General features: G+C 59.8%; 18 protein-coding genes and 1 pseudogene. 9 read left to right on the top strand and 10 right to left on the bottom strand.

Annotation, left to right across the window (positions count from 1 at the left end; translation table 11 throughout):
• Genes AC3YOG_RS16705 through AC3YOG_RS16735 form a run of 7 tightly spaced genes read left to right on the top strand, consistent with a single transcriptional unit; the run spans nucleotide 1 to nucleotide 5,319 of the window.
• Nucleotides 1-876, top strand: coding sequence for a heme/hemin ABC transporter substrate-binding protein (locus tag AC3YOG_RS16705; protein ID WP_489935882.1), 876 nt, complete (start codon nucleotides 1-3; stop codon nucleotides 874-876).
• A 2-nt stretch (nucleotides 877-878) separates the two neighbouring features.
• Nucleotides 879-1,979, top strand: a complete 1,101-nt coding sequence (locus tag AC3YOG_RS16710; RefSeq protein WP_489935883.1) for a FecCD family ABC transporter permease — start codon at nucleotides 879-881, stop codon at nucleotides 1,977-1,979.
• A gap of 2 nt (nucleotides 1,980-1,981) precedes the next feature.
• Complete coding sequence (locus AC3YOG_RS16715; protein ID WP_489935933.1) at nucleotides 1,982-2,800, top strand: heme ABC transporter ATP-binding protein; 819 nt, start codon at nucleotides 1,982-1,984, stop codon at nucleotides 2,798-2,800.
• Nucleotides 2,800-3,222: a hypothetical protein gene (locus AC3YOG_RS16720; RefSeq protein WP_489935884.1), complete on the top strand. Its 423-nt coding sequence runs from the start codon at nucleotides 2,800-2,802 to the stop codon at nucleotides 3,220-3,222. Before AC3YOG_RS16715 ends, AC3YOG_RS16720 begins: the two co-directional genes overlap by 1 nt.
• 5 nt (nucleotides 3,223-3,227) lie before the next feature.
• On the top strand, nucleotides 3,228-3,917 hold the full coding sequence (gene tolQ / locus AC3YOG_RS16725) for a protein TolQ (RefSeq protein WP_489935885.1): 690 nt from the start codon (nucleotides 3,228-3,230) through the stop codon (nucleotides 3,915-3,917).
• Complete coding sequence (locus AC3YOG_RS16730) at nucleotides 3,917-4,363, top strand: ExbD/TolR family protein (RefSeq protein WP_489935886.1); 447 nt, start codon at nucleotides 3,917-3,919, stop codon at nucleotides 4,361-4,363. Before tolQ ends, AC3YOG_RS16730 begins: the two co-directional genes overlap by 1 nt.
• Nucleotides 4,363-5,319 (top strand): energy transducer TonB family protein, encoded by a 957-nt coding sequence (locus AC3YOG_RS16735; RefSeq protein WP_489935887.1) that lies wholly within the window; start codon nucleotides 4,363-4,365, stop codon nucleotides 5,317-5,319. The genes AC3YOG_RS16730 and AC3YOG_RS16735 overlap by 1 nt, the downstream gene beginning before the upstream one ends.
• Nucleotides 5,320-5,474: 155 nt before the next feature.
• On the opposite strand, the pseudogene AC3YOG_RS16740 reads toward AC3YOG_RS16735, so the two are convergent.
• The 8 genes and pseudogenes from AC3YOG_RS16740 to AC3YOG_RS16775 all read right to left on the bottom strand — a co-directional run bounded on the left by AC3YOG_RS16740 (nucleotide 5,475) and on the right by AC3YOG_RS16775 (nucleotide 15,554).
• Nucleotides 5,475-9,049: pseudogene (locus AC3YOG_RS16740) on the bottom strand (YobI family P-loop NTPase).
• 517 nt (nucleotides 9,050-9,566) lie between these two features.
• Nucleotides 9,567-10,763 (bottom strand): aminotransferase class V-fold PLP-dependent enzyme, encoded by a 1,197-nt coding sequence (locus AC3YOG_RS16745; protein ID WP_489935888.1) that lies wholly within the window; start codon nucleotides 10,761-10,763, stop codon nucleotides 9,567-9,569.
• 33 nt (nucleotides 10,764-10,796) lie between these two features.
• Entirely contained in the window at nucleotides 10,797-11,999 is a 1,203-nt protein-coding gene (locus AC3YOG_RS16750) for an aminotransferase class V-fold PLP-dependent enzyme (RefSeq protein WP_489935889.1), read from the bottom strand.
• A gap of 15 nt (nucleotides 12,000-12,014) precedes the next feature.
• Nucleotides 12,015-12,476: a RidA family protein gene (locus tag AC3YOG_RS16755; protein WP_489935890.1), complete on the bottom strand. Its 462-nt coding sequence runs from the start codon at nucleotides 12,474-12,476 to the stop codon at nucleotides 12,015-12,017.
• Nucleotides 12,477-12,496: 20 nt separating this feature from the next.
• On the bottom strand, nucleotides 12,497-13,276 hold the full coding sequence (locus AC3YOG_RS16760) for an amino acid ABC transporter ATP-binding protein (protein ID WP_489935891.1): 780 nt from the start codon (nucleotides 13,274-13,276) through the stop codon (nucleotides 12,497-12,499).
• A gap of 4 nt (nucleotides 13,277-13,280) precedes the next feature.
• Nucleotides 13,281-13,928 carry an amino acid ABC transporter permease gene (locus tag AC3YOG_RS16765; protein ID WP_489935892.1) on the bottom strand — a complete coding sequence of 216 codons (648 nt, stop codon included), beginning with the start codon at nucleotides 13,926-13,928 and terminating at the stop codon, nucleotides 13,281-13,283.
• A gap of 1 nt (nucleotide 13,929) precedes the next feature.
• Nucleotides 13,930-14,595 (bottom strand): amino acid ABC transporter permease, encoded by a 666-nt coding sequence (locus tag AC3YOG_RS16770; RefSeq protein WP_489935893.1) that lies wholly within the window; start codon nucleotides 14,593-14,595, stop codon nucleotides 13,930-13,932.
• A gap of 80 nt (nucleotides 14,596-14,675) precedes the next feature.
• Nucleotides 14,676-15,554: a transporter substrate-binding domain-containing protein gene (locus AC3YOG_RS16775; RefSeq protein ID WP_489889846.1), complete on the bottom strand. Its 879-nt coding sequence runs from the start codon at nucleotides 15,552-15,554 to the stop codon at nucleotides 14,676-14,678.
• A 150-nt stretch (nucleotides 15,555-15,704) separates the two neighbouring features.
• On the opposite strand from AC3YOG_RS16775, the gene AC3YOG_RS16780 reads away from it, so the two are divergent.
• The gene (locus tag AC3YOG_RS16780; protein ID WP_489935894.1) at nucleotides 15,705-16,466 is read left to right on the top strand and encodes an IclR family transcriptional regulator; all 762 of its coding nucleotides are present in this window, start codon (nucleotides 15,705-15,707) and stop codon (nucleotides 16,464-16,466) included.
• Nucleotides 16,467-17,026: 560 nt separating this feature from the next.
• Here the strand turns inward: AC3YOG_RS16780 and AC3YOG_RS16785 are convergent.
• Nucleotides 17,027-17,638, bottom strand: coding sequence for a TetR/AcrR family transcriptional regulator (locus tag AC3YOG_RS16785; protein WP_489935895.1), 612 nt, complete (start codon nucleotides 17,636-17,638; stop codon nucleotides 17,027-17,029).
• A 487-nt stretch (nucleotides 17,639-18,125) separates the two neighbouring features.
• Between AC3YOG_RS16785 and AC3YOG_RS16790 the strand changes: the two genes are divergently transcribed.
• Entirely contained in the window at nucleotides 18,126-18,356 is a 231-nt protein-coding gene (locus AC3YOG_RS16790; protein WP_489935896.1) for a hypothetical protein, read from the top strand.
• Nucleotides 18,357-18,429: 73 nt separating this feature from the next.
• Here the strand turns inward: AC3YOG_RS16790 and AC3YOG_RS16795 are convergent, their stop codons facing one another.
• Complete coding sequence (locus AC3YOG_RS16795) at nucleotides 18,430-19,188, bottom strand: AfsR/SARP family transcriptional regulator (protein ID WP_489935897.1); 759 nt, start codon at nucleotides 19,186-19,188, stop codon at nucleotides 18,430-18,432.
• Nucleotides 19,189-19,394: the final 206 nt, after the last annotated feature.

Genomic DNA, 19,394 nt, shown 5'->3' on the forward strand with positions numbered 1-19,394 from the left:
ATGCGCAGCTTGTTTGTTTCCCTGCTTGCCGGTGCCGCCCTGACGGTGGCGCCGCTTGCCACGGCCCAGGAGCTACACGCCTTTTCCGACGCTTCCCGGCTCGTGTCGATTGGGGGCTCACTGACCGAAGTCATCTATGCCTTGGGTGAAGGCGAGCGCCTTGTTGGCCGCGACCAGACTGCCACTTATCCCGAGGCCGCCGCCCTGCCCGATATCGGCTATCCCAGGCAGCTCGCGCCAGAGGGCGTGCTCTCGGTCAGCCCGACCGCCCTGCTGGTGCTCGAGGGCAGCGGGCCTCCGGAAACGCTGGACGTGCTCTCGCATGCAGGCGTGGAGTATCAGGCCGTTCCCGAGAGCTATTCGGCTGAGGGTGTCATCGCCAAGATCGTGGCCGTCGGTCAGGCTCTCGGTATCGAGGAAGATGCGCAGGCTTACGCCGCCGAGATCCAGGCCCAGTTTGCGGCGCTCGCCAAAGCGACCGCAGCGATCGAAAAGCCGAAGCGCGTGTTGTTTGTCCTCTCGGTTGAGGGCGGCAAGATACAGGCGTCCGGCACTGGCACTGCCGCAGATGGCATGATTGCCTTGGCTGGCGCTCAAAACGCCATCACCAGCTATTCCGGCTACAAGGCACTCACCGAGGAGGCGATCATCTCGGCCGCCCCCGACGCCATACTGATGATGGACCGTGGCGGCGATCATGCTGCAACCGATGCCGAACTGCTGTCCCACCCGGCGATTGCGCTGACGCCGGTGGCTCAGACCAAGGCAATTTATCGCTTCGATGGTTCTTACCTGCTTGGCTTTGGCCCGCGAGCCGCCGCCGCCGCCACCGAGGTAGCCCGCTTGCTATACGGCGATCAGGTGGGCGGAGAATAAACATGATGAGCGGGGTCATGACGGTGGCGGACATTGTCCAACCGCGCGGGGAACCGGGAGATCGCAGTCATCTCGGTCGCGCCGCGATCGTGTTGCTTGCCGTGCTGCTGCTGCTGGCAATGATGCTCTCCATGACCACGGGTGCATCGGGCGCGTCGGCCTGGAGCATCCTCAAGGGCTGGTTCGGCATGGCGCCGGCAAGCGAACTCGAAACCCTGCGCGACCATGCGGTGATCATCAATATCCGGTTGCCGCGCATGATCCTGGGCGTGCTCATCGGCGCGGCACTGGCAGTGTCCGGCTTGTTGATGCAGGGCCTGTTCCGCAATCCGCTCGCCGATCCCGGTTTGGTCGGCGTTTCTGCTGGCGCGGGGCTTGGTGCGGTCGGGGTCATCGTGCTCGGAACTACCGCACTGGCGCCCCTTACGGCTTTCCTGGGCATCTATTCATTGCAACTAGCGTCGTTCTTCGGCGGCCTTGTGACGACCTTTATCCTTTATCGGGTGGCAACGCGCAGCGGACAAACCGCCATCGCCACCATGCTGCTGGCCGGTATCGCGCTTGGAGCGCTGGCTGGAGCTGTGACCGGGGTTCTGGTTTATGTGGCAACCGATGCGCAGCTGCGCGACCTGACCTTCTGGGGTCTGGGCTCGCTAGCCGGTGCTAACTGGATGAAGGTGCTGGCCTCTGGCCCGATCATCATTGCGGCACTGGGGGTCTCCACCATGCTTGCCAAGGGTCTGAACGCCATGACTCTGGGCGAGGCAACAGCCGCCCATTTGGGCATTCCGGTGCAGCGCTTCAAACTGGTGACCATTGTCACCGTTGCGGCGGCAACGGGCGCATCGGTGGCCGTGAGCGGTGGGATCGGCTTTGTCGGGATTGTGGTGCCGCACCTGCTGCGCATGGTGATCGGCCCGAACCATCGTTATCTGCTGCCCGCGACGGCGTTGCTGGGCGCCTCGTTCCTGCTCTTTGCCGATGCGGTGAGCCGCCTCGTCGTGGCCCCTGCCGAAATGCCGATCGGCATCATCACCGCAGCTCTTGGTGGCCCGTTCTTCCTGTGGATCCTGTTGCGCCGTCGTTCGGCCTTTGCGTGGTGACCATGATCGAGGTGCACGATCTTTCCGTTTCCGTTCGTGGCCGCGCGATCCTGCGCAAGGTGGAGTTGTCGGCGCCAGCCGGTCAGCTTACGGCGGTGATCGGGCCTAATGGCTCGGGCAAATCCACCCTGCTCAAGGCGCTTTGCAAGGATTACCGCTATGACGGCTGCGTGCGGATCAATGGCCGGGACCTGGCCGAGCTGTCCTTGACAGAAGCGGCGGCCCAACGCGCCGTCCTGCCCCAGTCGAGCACCCTCCCCTTTCCCTTCACCGTGCGGGAGGTGGTGGCGATCGGCATCACGGCCGGTCGCGCAGGCCCCAGCGGGGATGCCTTGCGCCGCCTGCCCGAGCAGGCGCTTGCCGCCGTGGACCTCCACGGCTTTGGCGGCAGGTTCTATGGCGAACTGTCAGGGGGCGAGCAGCAGCGCGTGCAATTGGCCCGCGTTCTCTGCCAGGTCTGGATGCCCGTGCTGGAGGGCGTTCCGCGCTACCTCTTGCTGGACGAACCGGTCTCAAGTCTCGATATCCGCCACCAGCTGATGATCATGGATGTCGCCCGGCGCTTTGCCGACAATGGGGGTGGGGTGATAGCCGTCCTGCACGACCTCAATCTTGCAGCCATGTACGGCGATCAGGTGCTCGCCCTACGCGATGGCGAGGTCGTTGCCGCCGGCCGACCCGACAGCGTCCTGAGCGATGCGGTTATCGAGCACGTATTCGACTGTCCCCTCCGCGTCGGGGTCGCGCCCAGCACCGGTGCACCCTTCGTGCTGCCCCAATCCATCCGGCGCACTGCGCCAGTTCACACCAAGGTTGCCTAATGTCCCGTACTCCTCTCGCTCTTTTCCTTAGCCTCGGGCTCTGCGCCTCCGCTGTCGCGCAAGACGCTGCTGTTCCGCAGTTCGCGCTTGAACTCAACGCGATCCAATCGTCTGACGCTGGGTGCCGCATCACCTTTCTCGCCACCAACCGGCTCGGCGGCCCGCTCGACCGCGCCGCCGTGGAAGTGGCACTGTTTGGTCCAACCGGCAGCATCGATCGCATCGTCACGCTGGACTTCAAGAACCTCGCCGAGGGCAAGACCAAGGTGCTGCAGTTCGAGCTGGCCGGTCTCGATTGCGAAGATGTGAGCCGGGTGCTCGTCAATGACATCGGCACCTGCGAAGGCGCGGGCGTCGCGCCCGAAAGCTGCCTTGCCGCGCTGGCGGCGACGGCTCGCCCTGACATCACCTTCGGAGTCTGACCCCTATGACAGCCGAGATGCATGACTTCTCCATGTTCGCCCTCTTCATGCAGGCGGACTGGGTGGTGAAATCGGTAATGCTTGGACTGCTGCTCGCTTCGGTCTGGTGTTGGGCCATCATCGCCAATCGCCTCACCGCCTTTGCGCGCGCCCGACGCGAAATGGCTGCCTTCGACCGTGCTTTTGCTCACAATATGTCGCTCTCGGACCTGCGCCGGGCCTGTGGCGAGCGCTCCGCCACCGGTCTTGCCGCCGTGTTCCTGGCCGCGATGGACGAGTGGGACAAGAGTCATGCAGCCCATGCCGCCAATTCGGCCGGACTGCAGAGCCGGCTCGAGATCGCGCTCGACTTGGCCGTGACCGAGCAAAGTGCCGAACTCGAAAAACGCCTCGGCTTTCTGGCGACCATTGGCAGCGCCGGCCCGTTTGTGGGATTGTTCGGCACCGTGTGGGGCATCATGAACGCGTTCACCGCGATCGCCTCAGCGGAAAACACGTCCCTCGCCGTGGTGGCGCCCGGCATCGCCGAAGCACTCCTGGCTACGGCGCTCGGGCTGCTTGCCGCAATTCCCGCTGTGATTGCCTATAACAAGCTCTCGGCCGATGCCGGCAAGCTGGTGGGGCGGCTCGAAGCCTTTGCCGATCGCATGGCAGCGATGCTGTCGCGTCAGCTCGACGCCTCGAGTGTCGGCTGATGGGTATCGCATTGGGCGGAGCCAAGGCACGCAGGGGCCGGCGCGGTCGAGGCGCGGCAGCCCCGATCGGCGACATCAACGTGACGCCGCTGGTCGACGTCATGCTGGTGCTCCTGATCGTGTTCATGGTCGCCGCGCCCCTGATGACGATGGGCGTACCAGTCGACCTGCCCAAAACAGCTGCCTCATCCATGCCGCTCGAGAAAAAACCCATCACCATCACGGTCACCGATGCCGGCGACCTCTCCATCGATGGTGATCCGGTCAGCATGCAGATGCTGGTTGCGACAGTGGACGCGCTGGCGGTGGAAGGCACCGACGAGCGCCTTTATGTGCGCGGTGATGCGAGCGCCGCCTACGGCAGCATCATGGAGGTGATGGGTGAACTATCCGCCGCCGGCTATGGCCAGATCGGCCTCATCACTGAGCGCAGGCAGAGCGACTGATGCGCTACGCCCTGCCCGGCTCGGCGCTGGTGCATGCCGGCATGCTGGGCCTGTTTGTTGTTGGCCTGTCTTGGCCTCCACCCGAGGACGCGCCCGCCCCCGCGTCAGTGAGCGTCAGCATTGTCTCGCTTTCAAGCGTGGCCGGCAACAACACTGAGCTGGTTGAGAGCAGTTCAACTAGTTCAGCGGTATCGGCCGGCTCGCCTGTTGGGGCATTGGTCCCAGTGACGTCCGAGGTCGTTGCGCCAATTGAGACCACAAGCGAGCCGCTCGCCTCCGAAGTTGTGGAGCCGCTGGAGCCCAGCCCGGCAGAGGCGACCGAGCCGCCCGCCGCCGATCCCACCATTGCCGCAATGGTGGAGCCGCTCGACGCCGCCGAATTGGTGGAACTGACCACGGAGCATGCGGAGGCGCTGGAGAGTACGCTTGCGCCGCTTGAGCCATTGCCCACGGCTGTGGTTGAGCCGGCAAACATTGCCGAGGCAAAGGTCGCCCCAGTGCCCCAGACCCTCAGTTTCGAGCGCCCAAGCAGACCGACGCCGCGCCCCGACCAGCGGCCCCGGCAGCAGCCCCCTCGCGCGGCCCCGGCCAGCCAGGCCGGCAATGGCGGTCAGAACCAGGCTGATGCAGCGGCCGCTGCAAGGGCCCCAGCCGCGGTATCCGGTCAGGGCCGCGGCGGCAAGGCGGAGGTTGCCCGCTATCCAGGCATGGTCATTGGCGAGTTGCGCCGGGCGTTGCGCCGGGTCGGATCGAGCCGCGGCGAGGTGGTGGTGCGCTTTACCGTCACTGCGGGCGGTCAACTGGCGGGCGTATCCGTCGCCCGCTCCTCTGGCAGTGCTGCGGTTGATGCTGCAGGGATCGCGACAGTGCAGCGCGCCGCTCCCTTCCCGCCAATCCCTCCAGCCGCCGCCAGAAACAGCTGGACCTTCGACGTCCCCTTGGCCTTCGGCGGCTAACGCTTTCGCAGCGAGCCAGACAGCATCAAGTCCCATCTTCAGCGACTACGGGGACATCAAACCAGCTTGTCGGCGAAGCGCCCCGTAACAGCCGTTCGCATCGCATTATCTAGTACCTGAAAGCCGCCTGTGGCGGTCATCTGCAGGTCGTTGCTTCAGCCTTCTTTCCTGAAGGTGTTGATCTTGATCTCGCCACCTAGGAGGGTTTCCGAGAACGACGAGATCACACCCTTATCCTTTAGCCATTGCGCCAGTTGGCGATTTGCCTCGTTGTTTTCCAGCTTCGGTGATTTCCCGAGTTTGGCGATGTCCTGGAATGGCGAGGGCAAGCCGTGCATAATTTCGCGGATATCGGGCACCGAGAGAGTGCGATGCATCTTGGTCAGGAGAGATATTCGGACCTTGAGTTCGCGCGTGTGCAGAATAAGCGCCTTGATGAAGTCAACGCCATAATCAAGGTTGGCACTGGCAGCTCTATCCAGCAACGGCCCTACGGTAGCGGCGACACCGGGATTTCCGGCGACATATGCCTCGTCAATGTCTGCGAGGACGCCGAGCTTTTGCACGTCTGTAATCGAAGTACGGAGCAATCTCGATCGAAACTCATTGTCGATCGAGTATGCAGCCTTGTCCGCGGAGAATGCATCGAAGTTCAACGCCACAAACAGGATCCGAAGTTCTGCATCGTCGAGGTGCTCGAAGTTCGCGGCCTTGAACATGACTTTCCGCTCTTCGATGAGGACCTTGGTTTTGTGGGCGTCTACACTCTGGAAGCTTTTGAACTGGTTCGGCAACTGCTTGACGTAAGACCTATAGGTATCGAGGTCGAGCGCATCGTTTCCCACGACAAATTGACGTAGGGGGAGGGCAGCGTCCCCTGTGGGGATCAGTTGCTGTGCCAGCGTTGCTTTCGCCTTTTCGGTACCCAGGTATGTCGTCAGGACGTCCGCGTCGAAGGATTCCGCGGCAATGAACTGAAGGATATTCTCCCAGCTCGGCTTCACGCGGTGGCCTTGGATGGCGATGCGCTGGAACTCGAGAGGCACATCATTCAAGTGCGGGAAGAGAGCATTTTGTCTCCCGAGGAACTCCGCACGCACATCGAAATCGACGTCAATATGCGACAGCACCTGAGAAATCGCGGGAAGCTCCTCCTCCATGTTGGTCGGTAGGCTCATAAGGACATCGTTCACATAGGTCGGGAAATCTTCATCGATACGTTTGAGCAGTGCCGCATCGTTAAGCGAGTTCAGCGTCGACAGGTGCTGCTTGTTCAGGGCCTCGATCTGCTGTCCGCCGAGGACATGCACGACGATATCTCTGATATTGCCGATCGAGATGCGATAGAGACCTTCCCTGGCGACGAACGACAAGGCCTCTGGGTAGTCGGCGAGCTTTATGACTTCGGCGATCTCGACCCCCAGGGTGCGGAACCTGACGAGTCCGAAGTCGATCCGCTCTGCCAAAACTCGGTCGGCATTCTCGGACAGGAATGCGTTCAGCGCTTCCTTGGCCTTGGGCGCCTGTAGAGCTTGGTCTGATGCATATGCCAGGATGTGGGCAACATGCGCTGGCCCCTCGGTTTCATCCACGGCTGCGGCGGCGAAGCCCGGCCACTTCGATGCAAGCGCCGCGACGAGTTTGTCTACTTGGGTCCCGGTCGCGTAGTAGCTGCGAAAGAACTCGCTGCAACTGCCGAAGTTGGTCTCGATAAACCCCACGGCAGCAGCAATGCGTATGGCATGCACTGCCGCATCCGCGAACATGTGGTCCAGTATGTAGCGGTTCAGCACATAAGCCTGACCAAAGTCGTCCGGTCGCATAGAGGCGATCACCTCGGCGACATTGTCCAACGGAAAATCCGGAGCGGGACTGTTGAAGGCACGAATTTTGATCAGGAAGCTGTTGTCCTTCGGGGATAGCCGACCGCTGTGGAACAGCGAGATGTACTGGTAGTAGGTGTCGTCGAGGTACCCCTCGAGGATGAGGTATTTCAGCAGATCGCGGTTCTCGCCTACTTCCGCGAAAACCTCCTCGATCAGATTGGCGCTCTCGCGCACCACCTCGTTGAACCTGCGGGTGCGGAGCGATGACAAGGTCGACTCCAGCTCGCGTATCCGCTTTTCGGCTTCTTTCCGCGCCTTGGCAGACTTGGCGCCGAGGTCGATCTTGCGTTGTTCAAAGGTTCGTGTCGGATCAACTGACGCCTGGACGCCTGACACGTCAGCAACGGCTTGCCGGTGATACGGCGCCGGACCAAGAACGGTAATCTTCTTCCGTGCAAAGAGCTTTTCCAGCACGTCGGGCTCCACCAACTGCTGGAGTTGAAGGTTGCCCTCAGGTGTCGCGATTAAAACGTGGTTTGCGGGAATGACTTGAATGACGGCCATGGCGTACACCTGGCGCAGCTCAGCTTCATCCCTCAGTGCCTGATCATCGCCGACCTGCAGTCGGGCCTCGATAGTGGATATCTCGCTGCGGACTTTTTCTTCGACCTTGGCAACGTATTGGTCGTACCGCCCCAAGACCTGAGACAGTACCCCTTCTTGCCGGTGAAGCGCCGCGAAGTCTTTTGGTATGACGTTCTTGTAGATGAGGATGGCCAAGAGCTTGTTTGCGTCGAGTAGCCCGTCTTCATCGGCGTTAAGGTTGGTCGAGTACACGACGTACTCGTTGAAAATATTCCGGATTAGGCGCAGGTCGCTCAGGTAGCGTGAAACCTCGCGGACAAATTGCTTGTCGAGTCTGACGTCGAGAGCGATGCGCTGGCTGTATTCAATGACCTTGTCGAGAGAATTCGAGTGGTTGATGACCGGCACCACCGGCACGATGAACTCGAAGAACTTGGTGCGATCCGTGTTGGCGAATATGTCGTCGCGCAACGCGTAGAGGAACCTGACGCGGCGCTTAATGCCCTCGTTGGCATTGATGAGGCCGTTGATCTCGCGCAGCGTGACAAAGATGTCGGGGTTCTCGAACCGGTCCAGGTCCTCGATCACGACAAGATCGTAGTCCGTCGATTGGAAGAAGTACAAGATTTCGTCCAAGTGTCGGTTCAGTATAGAATCCTGATCTGCCGCGGCCGGGGCGATTTGGACGTCTTTCAGTGAGATGCTCTTGAGCGAGAGGCCTAGGCTGTTCGTGTAGGCGCTATGGACTACCTTCCAACCCAGCATCACTACGGCGATCACACTGAAGTAGTTGAACCAGTTGAACGGATCGAAGAATTTACCGGACACCAGATCAGTCTGCTTGTTGAACAGATAAAATGCGCAGACGATGCCGATCGTGATCAAGAGGGAGGTCGCGATCGGGTTATCTTCGGAACTTTGATTCGCTTGAAGCGGGAGAAGGGGAGCTTGTCCGCGTCAACGCCGTACAGGATCTGCTGGAGGATGCTTCGCTCGATCTCTTGCTTGCTCACCCGCCCCGGCTGCTCGCCATCCGGTAGGAAGGAAGCCAGAGACAACTGCAAGGTCGAACCCGAATACCGTGTCAGAAACGTCTTGATGACGCTGCTCTTGCCCGAGCCGTACGGGCCGGTAAGAGCGATGTTCAGGACCTCGTCATTGGTGGTCGCGTAGTCGAGGGCGTCGAAGTATATCCCAACGTTGTCGGCGTTGGCGGTCGGTGCGAGGTCCACGAATTTCGTGCTCGGGGTCGAAGACGTCGTATCATCAAGGAACTTCCTAACGAATGCCTTGACCTTACTAACGCTCCGATCGAACAAGACTTCGCCCCCACTACCGCCGAATCTATCTGCCTACATTTATGCAAGGCGGCGAAGGATACGTCGATCGTAAGTGCATATTTACCGGTATTCTCTGGCAAGCAAGTATGGGCCGAATGTCGTATACATCCCGACATTGTCGGACATTGAGTCCCGCCGGCGCGACTTCTCGCCCGCTGTAAAGGCAAGCAAGGTCGTGAGGCGGCCACGGAACGAGGTCCAAACGACGGCCCGCGGTTTATGTACAGCCTTTCGCTTGCAGGTATGGGGGGCGAGTTCTCTTCCTCCCCTATGCACTCGAGCGAGGCCCCCGCAGGTCCGCTTTCCGTAAGACAGATTCCACAAGCCGTCTGTCCGCTACCGGCCCCGGACTTGCCCCCGCGTCAAAGCGGCGGCAAGTCAGTCATTCGGCCGTGGCAAGTAGGCATTGTGAGCTGCCGGCAAGTTTTATTTAGGTGAACGAGCAGACGGAAGGCGCAGATTGGCGACAATGCAGCCTTTCTGAACACCTTGATGCTCAATCGGGCCATGTCAAGATGCTAGCTTCGCGTGCCAGCCAGACCTCTTCAATCGGAGTTTCGGTGATCTCGTTGGACAGGGCAGCTTTCCCCAGCTCCTCGATTAAGCGTTCCGCCACCGTGAATTCCTGTCCGGGATGCAAGTTGCAGGGATCGAGGAAGAAGTGGCCATGCTCGATTTCATGATCGCGCACGATGACCGGGAGGTCGCCGGCAGCGAGGCGACTAGCTAGGTCCCACGCGGAGATATGGGCTTCCTGCGGATTAACCTTGACCTTCATTCGGTCAAGAGGATTGTTGGTCGGATCAGGAACGATTGTGGCAGTAATCCCCGGTTTTCCCGTAAGAGCCTGGTTCCACACCTCGAGCGCGGCGCGTTCGCGGGCTCGAATACCTTCGTGATCGCGGGTCTTCCAAGCGGTCATTGCTGACATGACGCCTACAATGCTTTCCTTGCCCACCTTCATGCCACGGCCGATGCCGCGGTTCTGCAGATAAGTCGCACGGACTAGGTCCTTGCGGCCGGCGACAATGCCGGAGGTAGGGCCGCCCAGAAATTTGTGGCCTGACCAGATCACAACATCAGCGCCCATGGCCAGCACCGTAGTTAGGTCATATTCGGATGCCGCATCGACAATCACCGGAATACCCCTGTCGTGGCACACATCGATGAAGGTCTTCAGAGGCACTTGGGCGTAATCGACTACATGATGGGAAATCACGAAAACCGCCGCCGCAGTGTTCGCGGTGATAGAGGCATTCAGCTGGTATGCTGATGCGGAGGTGGCTTGCCCCACCGGCACGACCTTGGCACCCGACAAGCGGATCATCTGCTCAACGGGGGCACCAAAGCTGATCATGTGGCCGGACAGTATGACCACTTCGTTCTTGAGCTCGCCGGTGTCCGGTAGGCGCTCGATGGCCAGCAGGTCTGGACCGGTGATGGCAGCTGCCACGGCAAGCGTGATCCCTGAAGCGCAGGACGCCGTGACGAAACCAGCGTCGGCCCCGGTCATCTCGGCGATGACTTTGCTGGCCTGCTTGTGCAAGGCGTTCATCTCAAAGAACTGGCTTAAACTGCCAGACATCGCGTCGATAGCTTCGGGCACTACTATCGAGGCGCCAAGCGCGGTCATGGTGCCCGACACATTGATGACTTGGCGCAGCCCCAGATCCTGGCGAATATCATTAGGCACGACGAAACCTCCAATGTTTGGGAGAATAGCGGGTTAGTCGGGCCACTTCAGGATGCCGACAGAAGATTTGACCGGGGCCGCCATCGCGTCTAGCGGGCGGGGGGCGTCTAGAAGTTCGCCGAGGCGGGTGGCGACGAGTTCCGCCTCGCCAGGATGAAGATTGCAGGGATCAAGCCAGAAAATTCCCCGTTCGGCCTGATGGCCCCGAACCATGATCGGGGGCGAACCACTTGCCAGCGCCGACGCCAGCCCATAGGCGCTAAAACCGCTCGTGGGCAAGACACGGATTTCCAGCCGGTCTAGCGGATTGCTGGTAGGGTCGGGCGTTAGGCGAGCTTCGATACCGCGTCTGCCGGCAATGGCGGCCAGCCAGCCCTGGAGCGCGGCTTGCTCTGCCGCCCGGATACCGGCGTGGTCCCGCTCTTCCCAGGCCTCAAGCGCGGCCATGACACCGGCAATGGTTTCCTTGCCCACCTTCATGCCGCGTCCAACGCCGCGGTTCTGCAGGTAACCCGATCGCACCAGGCCCTTGCGTCCAGCAACAATGCCGGATGTCGGCCCGCCTAGAAACTTGTGGCCGCTATAAATGGCGAGGTCAGCCCCTTGGGCGATGAAGCCGCGGAAGTCATATTCCGAGGCGGCATCGACGATCACCGGCACGCCTTTAGCATGGCAGATCGACACAAATTCGGGCAGCGAAAGCATGCCATAAGAAATGGTGGAATGGGCGACTACGTAGATGGCTGCGGCGGTAGAGTCGGTGATGGCGTCCGCCACCTGATAAGGCTGGGTTGAACTCACCGTTCCAGCAAAAACCGGTGTGCCTCCGGCGAGGCGGATCGCCTGGTCGATGCTGTTGCCATAGCCTACATCATGGCCGAGCTGCAGGATGACTTCGTGCTTGAGCCCGGTTTTGTCGAGCGGCAGGCGCTCGATGGCCAGCAGGTTTTCTCCCGCTATGGCTGCGGCCACGGCCATAACGATGCCGCCAGCGGCCGAGGCCGTGATAAAGCCGGCTTCTGCGCCGGTTACACGGGCCACAGTGGCGCTGGCGAGCCGCTGCAGATCATCGATCTCCACAAACTCGGGTGCAATCTCGGCCATCGCGCGAATAGCCTGCGGGACCATGATGGAGGCGCCCAGGGCCGTCATGGTGCCTGAGACATTTATGATGGGCCGCAGGCCAAGCCGTTCGCGGATCGGAGTATTGCTGGGGGCGTTGATGATCGATGTCATGGTGGGCGACCTTCTCTACGCGCGCAGTTCGAAAATGGCTTCGATCTCGACCGTGATATTGTTGGGGAGCGAGGCTACTCCGATGGCCGAGCGGGCATGCTGGCCGATATCCCCAAAAACGGCGGTTAGAAGGTCCGAGCAACCGTTGATGACATCAGGGTGGCCGGTGAAGCTGTCGGTCGCGTTGACCAGCCCTAACAGCTTGACTACCTGGCTCACCTTGCTGAGGTCGCCGACGGCATCAGCCAGCACAGAAAGCAGGTTCAGGCCGGTCAGCCTAGCATGCTGGTAAGCCGCCGCCACGGTGACGTCCGCGCCGACCTTACCGGTGTGAAGAGTGCCGTCGCGCTCGCGCGGACCTTGACCGGAAATAAAAATCAGCGATCCGGTGTGAATGTAGTTCCGGAAATTGCCGATAGGGGTGGGCACAGGTACCAATTGCAAGCCAAGCGTTTCAAGGCGCGCCGAGGGGGGCATTGCGTTTCTCTTTCGATCTTTTAGTGGGCAGTGCTGCTGAAGCGCGACAGAAAGCTGCGCAAACGCTCATTGGTCGCGACCTCAGCCATTAGGGCGTTGGGGGCCCCCTCAGCGGAGACAAGTCCATCGGCCATGAAAACGATGCGGTGGCTGGCGTCCCGGGCAAAGGCGATCTCGTGGGTCACCATCAGCATAGTCATGCCGTCCATGGCGAGTTGGCGAACGACGTCGAGCACTTCGTTGACCAGTTCCGGATCGAGCGCGGAGGTGATTTCATCAAGCAGCAGGATCTTGGGATCCATAGCAACGGCGCGTGCAATGCCGACGCGTTGTTGCTGGCCGCCGGACAGCTCGGATGGCAATGCCTGCGCCTTGTGCGCTAGCCCGACGCGGGACAACCAGTGGCGCGCAATTTCCTGGGCCTCCCTGAGGGGTTTCTTGCGCACCCGCCTCAGGCCAAGCATGACGTTTTGTTCGGCGGTCAGGTGTGGGAACAAGTTGAAGCTTTGAAACACCATGCCGGTTTCCGCACGCATGCCAGCGAGGTCTATTTCTCCCCGACGTTTGAGGCCGGCGCCATCGACATATCCGACTTCGCGGCCGTCGATCTGGATTGAGCCGCCATCATAAGCTTCAAGAAAATTGACGCAGCGCAAGAGGGTGGTCTTGCCGCTGCCCGACGGGCCGATGATGCTGACAACCTCGCCGGCAGCGACGTTGAGATCGATGGATTTGAGCACTTGGTTGCTGGCGAAGGACTTGCTTAGCTTACCGATCTGCAAAAGGCTGGTCGCGCTCATGCGGTCACTCCCGAATATATGAATAGCGCCGTTCCAGCACCTTGCTCAGGGTGGACAGGCTGTAGTTGATCGCGAAATACATGAGGGCGCCCAAGATATAGAGCGGTAGCGGCTCATAAGTGCGTCCGATGACCTGGTTGATGGCCTGCATCAGGTCGACCACGCCGAGGAGTGAGACTAGGGCACTGCCCTTGACCGCATCCGTGACGCCATTGAGCCATGGGGGTAGAAAGCGGCGCATAGCCTGAGGGAAGATCACATAGCGCAGGCGCTGCGGAAAAATTAGTCCTATGGCCATGCCGGCTTCCATCTGGCCGCGGGGAATGGACCCTACGGCACCGCGGACATACTCGATGACATGTGCTGATTTGAACACCGTGAGGGCCAGTACGGCCGCCCAGAATGAGCTCAGATTGAGCCCCAAAGGAGGTAGACCGTAGTAGACAACGAAGATCAGTACCAGGATCGGGATGCCACGAATGCAGTCGCTGAGCAGCCGGATCAGCCAGCGCAGCGGCCATGGACCATAGATCAGCCCTATGCCGAGCAGCACGCCGACCACCAACGACAGGGCCACCACGATCCCTGAAACCAGCAAGGTTATGCCCAGGCCGCTCATTAGATAGGGCAGGGAATAAACGACTGCGTCCATATCAGCGCTCCACTCTGAAACGCCGCTCAAGCTGTCTTAGCCCGAACAGTATGAGATAGCCGGTGACGACATACAGCACAGTGGTGACCGCATAGACTTCGACGATTCTAAAGGTCTTGTTGTTGATCCATTGTGCTCCATAGGTGAGTTCGGGCACGGCGATCACCGAAGCGATGGATGTGTCCTTAAACAGTGAGATGAAGGTATTAGACAGCGCCGGCAGCGTGATGCGCGTCATGGTGGGCAGACGCACATACAGCAGGCGCTGCCAAGGCGTCAGGCCAATTGCCTTGCCGGCATCCAGCAGCCCCTTGGGCACGGCTTCCAGCCCGGAGCGGAACACTTCCACGAGGTAAGCACCGGAATAAAGCGACAGGGTGGCGACAAACGAGACTGGGGGGCTGTAAGAGATATTGACCGCGGTCGGGAGGCCATAAAAGACGAGATAAACGAGCAGCAACAACGGCACGTTGCGGACAAATTCCACATACGCGGAAATAACGGTGCGCGCGATACGACCGGCCGAGACATACCAGATAGCTAGCACCAGACCGATGACTGCACCGATCAGGATAGAAATGAAGGCGAGCCATAGGCTCAGCAGCAGGCCTTCAGCCAGTTTGTCGAAATTGGTCCAGATCTGGTTGAAGCTTAGTTGATATCCCATGCCGCCTGCCATTCACCTATGTGTCCGCAACTCCCGGAAATCGGCAGCCAGCGAGCAAGCCGCTGGCTGGTTGTTGCTGGCTAAATTGTCGGAAAACCGGGAGTGCGAACGGGGGCGTCGAGGCCAAAATACTCCTTGAAGGCGGCATCGTAGAGGGCCGTTTCATGACCGAACATCGCGATTGTGAAAGCAGTGTTGACGAAATTAAGCCAGTCAAGGTCGCCCTGCCGTAGGGCAGCCCCGTAGAGCATAGCGCGCCAAGACTTGCCGCTGTCCACGTACCGGTCGGGATTACGCGCTACTAGCCATTTCACAGTGGACAGATCAACGGCCGCTGCGTCGACTCGGCCCGCTTCGAGCGCTTGAATGACGTTGGCTTGGGTGTCAATTTGCATCACCTGGGCTTCAGGCAGAACCTCGTGCACGCCTTCTTCCGCATCAACATTCTGCAGGATCGAAACGCGGGTGTTGGCACCGCCGGCGAGCAATTCATCAAAGCTCTTCATCGTGCCACGGGGGCTGGTCAGCAGCGAAACACCCTCGACGTAGTAGGGGCGGGCAAAGGCAATGATCTGAGCGCGAGCGCCAGACATGGTCATAAACTGAATCGAGATATCGACCTTGCCGGTGACTACGTTAGGGACGCGTTGCGCCGCATCCTGCAGCACAAACTCAACCTTGGTTTCGTCGTCGAACAACGCCTTGGCGAGTATTTTACCCATGGTGATGTCCATGCCGACCAGTTCACCAGCTTCGTTCTCGAAGTGCCAGGGCGCATTGGTGCTGCCGGTGCCGACAATAAGGCGGCCACGCTCAATGATGGTGCGCAGCAGGCTGTCACTGGCGGACTGAGCGGCGGCTTGTTGGGCGCTGAGAGCCACTAGCCCCATGCCGCCCGCGAGTGCGGCGCCAGTCATTCCGATCTTCAGAAATTCCCTGCGTCTAGAAACGTCCGTCATCTTCGCCTCCATTGCGATACCAGCTCGTCGGAACTTGCCTACACGAGTTTGTCTTGTATATCGGACAGTATTCCGATATTTAGGACGCTAATTACAATATCTGCGGTTTGCAATAGGGATGCTGCAGCACGAGCAATGGGCGAACCGAGGATGATGGATGGCAAGCCGTTGGGAAGCCGCGAGCGCGGCGTCGACCGGGTGCTCAAATTGCTCGCTTTTCTGCATGAATGCGGGCGGCCGTTGCGCCTGGCCGAGCTGCCTAAAGCCCTCGGCGCTCCGCGTTCGACTATTTACGAGCTCGTCCGGGTGCTGACAGAATCTGGAATTCTCGAACTCTCCGGCGAGGATAACAAGGTTTATTTCGGCAAGCTTATGTATCTCTACGGCATCAATTACATGCGGGAAAACGAACTGATCCAGCGCGGCTCTGCCGAGGTTGACGCCTTATCTCGATTAACAGGTGAGACTAGTGAACTTTGCGTGCTGAACCGGAATCGACAGGCGATCGTTCATACACATCCCGGATCCCGGCCGATGCGCATCAGTTCTCAGGCCGGTGGGCAGATACCGCTCCCTTGGACTGCTTCCGGTCGTCTGTTGCTAGCCCATATGACGCCTGCTGAGATCGAAGCTCTGGTGCTGCCCGAAGATCTGGTCCTTCCTGACAAGCGCATCGTCAGCATGGAGGATTTCGTTGAGGACTGTATCCGTGCCCGCGGCAGCACAATCGTGGCAACGAGCGGGCTGATCAACAGCTTCACCCAATGCCTGGCGTCGCCAATTTTCGGCGTGAACGGGGAGGTGCAAGCTACGATCTGCCTGGTGCTGCCCATGGATATCTCCAATGAACATCGGGCTGAGGTGCAGCGGATGCTAATTTCCAGCAGTCGCAACTTATCCATTGATACTTAGGCTCATCTGCAAACAAGTAGCGGAGTAAGTTGAGGCCGTTGTGCTTTGCGCTGAAAGCCCTCAGGTTGTGCCTCTGGCAAACTTAACACATCACTGAGTGACTTTCGCGAACGTACTCGGATCCGGGATCACAATGGGGGTCAGCCCATCGTGCAGCCTCAACATCGAACGGCCGCTTTTGCTCCCTTGTACCTAGAAGCTGACGGTCTTCTATCGGCCCCTACCCTGCCCTTCCGGGTCGTTATGCGGAACAGCAGAAACGGGGTGGGAAGCAGAACGCCGTCTTTTGGGAGCCGGTATGGAAAAGCTGCCATTCAATAACGCATAGGGATGAAGCACGCGCGATCAATTACATCGAGCCGATGGTAGAAGCCCAGCGACGATGATTCGAACCGGCCCATCGATATAGGAGCGGTTCGCCGGTTTGCGGGTAAAACGCCGGCCGGTGCTCAGCCGCTTGGGTTAGCCGCTCGGCGCCAATAGCTGGGCTATGCCAGGGTCGCCTAGAGGCCTTAACGCTTCGCTTTATAAAAGCGAACCGTACACTGCCGCAGAGGCTTTTAGGGTTGGTCGTGAGCCACGGCCCCGATGATGGTCGCAAACGCTTCAGCCGCCTCCGCAGCGGAACAAGTCCCCCGCGTGACGGCACTCGTCAACGCGTCTCCTGCAGCCACCAGGGCCACGCTGGCCAATGCCAGCGCTTCTGCCTGCAAGCTGGAGTGAGGCTGTAAAACCGCCACGAACATCTCAACCACGTTGTCGACCAGCTCTTGGTAAACGGTCAACTTTTCCTCGCTTCCAGCCAGCGCTGCGCCCACCGAATGAAATTCGTCGCCTTGGTCGGTTCCGCAGGCCAGATAGGTTTCCGCTAGAGCCAAAATGGTTTCACTGGCTGGCCGACTTCCCTCAGCCATTGCCACACGAAACGCAGTTATGCGCTCCGTGTCGATCCATCGATAGAGCTCAATAAGCAATCCGGTCCTCGTCTCGAAATGCTCATACGTGACGGGCTTTGAAACGCCAGCGCGCACTGCCAAATGGGCCAGCGTCAGCCGATCTGCACCTTCTTCGCGGACGATCAAACGCGCCGTTTCAAGCAGTTGCTGCCGCCGTTCAGCCTTTGAGAGACGGCCCACGCTGCGGTTATCGACCGTGGCATTTAATTTTTCCACTTGCTAACCTACTTTTCGTAACCTACGCTGCGTAGGTATTGGTAACGCAGTGGTATCGTTATGTCAAAAGTTTCTGAAAGTCTGCCAGCGCCTGTTTTTCGGCACCTCATGAATCTTGAACCCGTCGTCCTGCAGAGCGTTTGCCAGGTCGTGTAACGGCAATAGCCTGATTGCTGCCGGACCGTGGCGCGAATAGCCTACGTCGTCACATCGTCCGGGCCGTATCCCACTCTGCGAATGTTGATACGACCAACTACTGAACGAACACGTCCATTGGCAGCTTTCAAGCGCCGCGCCTTCTGTAACGAACGTCCGGCAAGCCGTGTTCGGGGTTTTATCCATGTGTGGGGTGAGCGGCGTCCAATATGGCCCCCAAAGGATTGTATGAGCAGACTGCCCGTCCCGGAGTGAGGATGGGTGGCATGTACATGGCCCCCGGAGCGCTCCACTCGTTTGGCGCCGGAACAACCAAGTTTGAGGACCAATCATGGCAACCAAAATGATCGACCAGGTAGCTTTGGCACTTTTCGCCAGTGACGGCTTGAAGCTCGCATCTGGAGAAATTACTCTTCAGCAATCTTGGGACATGTCACCCCAACTGCATGTGACTTATCGGGAGCGGGCCATCGTTTTTCTGAAGGTGATGGGCGAACAGATGCTGGAGCTGGCTGAAGCCGAGATCTCAGCACTGGACAAGCAAAGGAGGGCCGCGACCTAGTCGAGGGCACATGGCGAGTTTTTCGAAAACTCGCCTTCTCCACACCGCAGACGGTCCACGAGTCTGAATAGGTTCAGTCGTTCAGGCTCCGGCCGGTCAGTTCCTGGTAGAGCCGCACGGTTGCGTCATCGGGACCTACCCCGAGTTCGTCGTGGAGCTGCTTGCTGCAGGCGTTGTAGAGCTGCTTGACGAGCGAGAATTGCCCTTTCGCAGCCGCGTCAGACATCAGGGACCGGTGGGCGCCTTCATGACAGGGGTCGAGCCGCAGCAACCTGGACGCGCAGTAGCGGCGTTCCTGCGGGGTGAGTCCGGTCTCGTCCTGCAGGGCCTGTGACAACGCCTTGTTGAAGTCCGCGAACAACGCGGCGCGCTGGAGCGCCAGCCACTCCTCAAACCCGCTGCCGGCCGATCCGGGCGAAACCAGCAGTTCGGCATGATAGATCTCGCACATCCGCAAGCACCCTTTCGGGCTGGGACTGGCCGCGAGATCCAGAAACTCGGCAAGATCGATATAGATGTTCTGGCCGGGGTTGAGCCAGACCGTTTGGGTATCAGCCGAGAGCAACTCAAAGTCGTAGTCTTGCTGGAACTTGCGAATGCGCCCCATATTTTGGCGGATGTCCGCGTTGGCGCGCTCGGAGCCGTTGTCGGACCAGATCAGATCACGGATACGCCCCCTCGACACGGGATTACCCCGCCCCTCGAGCAACACATAAACCAATACCCGCAGCAGATTGAGCGGTGGGGTCGCCAACTTTCCGGACGATCGGACATGGTAGTCGCCGAAGACAAAAATCGATACCGGTGCGGTCGCGTCGTATAGCGCCGACATGCTTCCCCTTTCAAAGTCCCGCGTGCGGTCCGGGTAAAGTCTGTGGAACGAAGCCGTTGGCGCGGCAATTGACCGTCGCCACTACGCTTGTCCTCGCGACCAACAGCACTGCCGCCGACTTGACGTGCATTGGTCTCATTGCCTCGCTCGAACAAAGCAGATGCATTCACCGCTGTCACCATTCCATGCGGCAACGCAGCAATGCA

This window comes from Devosia sp. Z6_126, from assembly GCF_058133495.1.

Coding starts and splice junctions, on each gene's coding strand:
- AC3YOG_RS16715 (WP_489935933.1), top strand. CDS start 1,982: ATGATCGAGGTGCACGATCTTTCCGTTTCCGTTCGTGGCCGCGCGATC.
- AC3YOG_RS16710 (WP_489935883.1), top strand. CDS start 879: ATGATGAGCGGGGTCATGACGGTGGCGGACATTGTCCAACCGCGCGGG.
- AC3YOG_RS16765 (WP_489935892.1), bottom strand. CDS start 13,928: ATGGACGCAGTCGTTTATTCCCTGCCCTATCTAATGAGCGGCCTGGGC.
- AC3YOG_RS16795 (WP_489935897.1), bottom strand. CDS start 19,188: ATGTCGGCGCTATACGACGCGACCGCACCGGTATCGATTTTTGTCTTC.
- AC3YOG_RS16735 (WP_489935887.1), top strand. CDS start 4,363: ATGCGCTACGCCCTGCCCGGCTCGGCGCTGGTGCATGCCGGCATGCTG.
- AC3YOG_RS16780 (WP_489935894.1), top strand. CDS start 15,705: ATGATGGATGGCAAGCCGTTGGGAAGCCGCGAGCGCGGCGTCGACCGG.
- tolQ (WP_489935885.1), top strand. CDS start 3,228: ATGACAGCCGAGATGCATGACTTCTCCATGTTCGCCCTCTTCATGCAG.
- AC3YOG_RS16755 (WP_489935890.1), bottom strand. CDS start 12,476: ATGCCCCCCTCGGCGCGCCTTGAAACGCTTGGCTTGCAATTGGTACCT.
- AC3YOG_RS16770 (WP_489935893.1), bottom strand. CDS start 14,595: ATGGGATATCAACTAAGCTTCAACCAGATCTGGACCAATTTCGACAAA.
- AC3YOG_RS16705 (WP_489935882.1), top strand. CDS start 1: ATGCGCAGCTTGTTTGTTTCCCTGCTTGCCGGTGCCGCCCTGACGGTG.
- AC3YOG_RS16775 (WP_489889846.1), bottom strand. CDS start 15,554: ATGACGGACGTTTCTAGACGCAGGGAATTTCTGAAGATCGGAATGACT.
- AC3YOG_RS16720 (WP_489935884.1), top strand. CDS start 2,800: ATGTCCCGTACTCCTCTCGCTCTTTTCCTTAGCCTCGGGCTCTGCGCC.
- AC3YOG_RS16750 (WP_489935889.1), bottom strand. CDS start 11,999: ATGACATCGATCATCAACGCCCCCAGCAATACTCCGATCCGCGAACGG.
- AC3YOG_RS16730 (WP_489935886.1), top strand. CDS start 3,917: ATGGGTATCGCATTGGGCGGAGCCAAGGCACGCAGGGGCCGGCGCGGT.
- AC3YOG_RS16790 (WP_489935896.1), top strand. CDS start 18,126: ATGGCAACCAAAATGATCGACCAGGTAGCTTTGGCACTTTTCGCCAGT.
- AC3YOG_RS16760 (WP_489935891.1), bottom strand. CDS start 13,276: ATGAGCGCGACCAGCCTTTTGCAGATCGGTAAGCTAAGCAAGTCCTTC.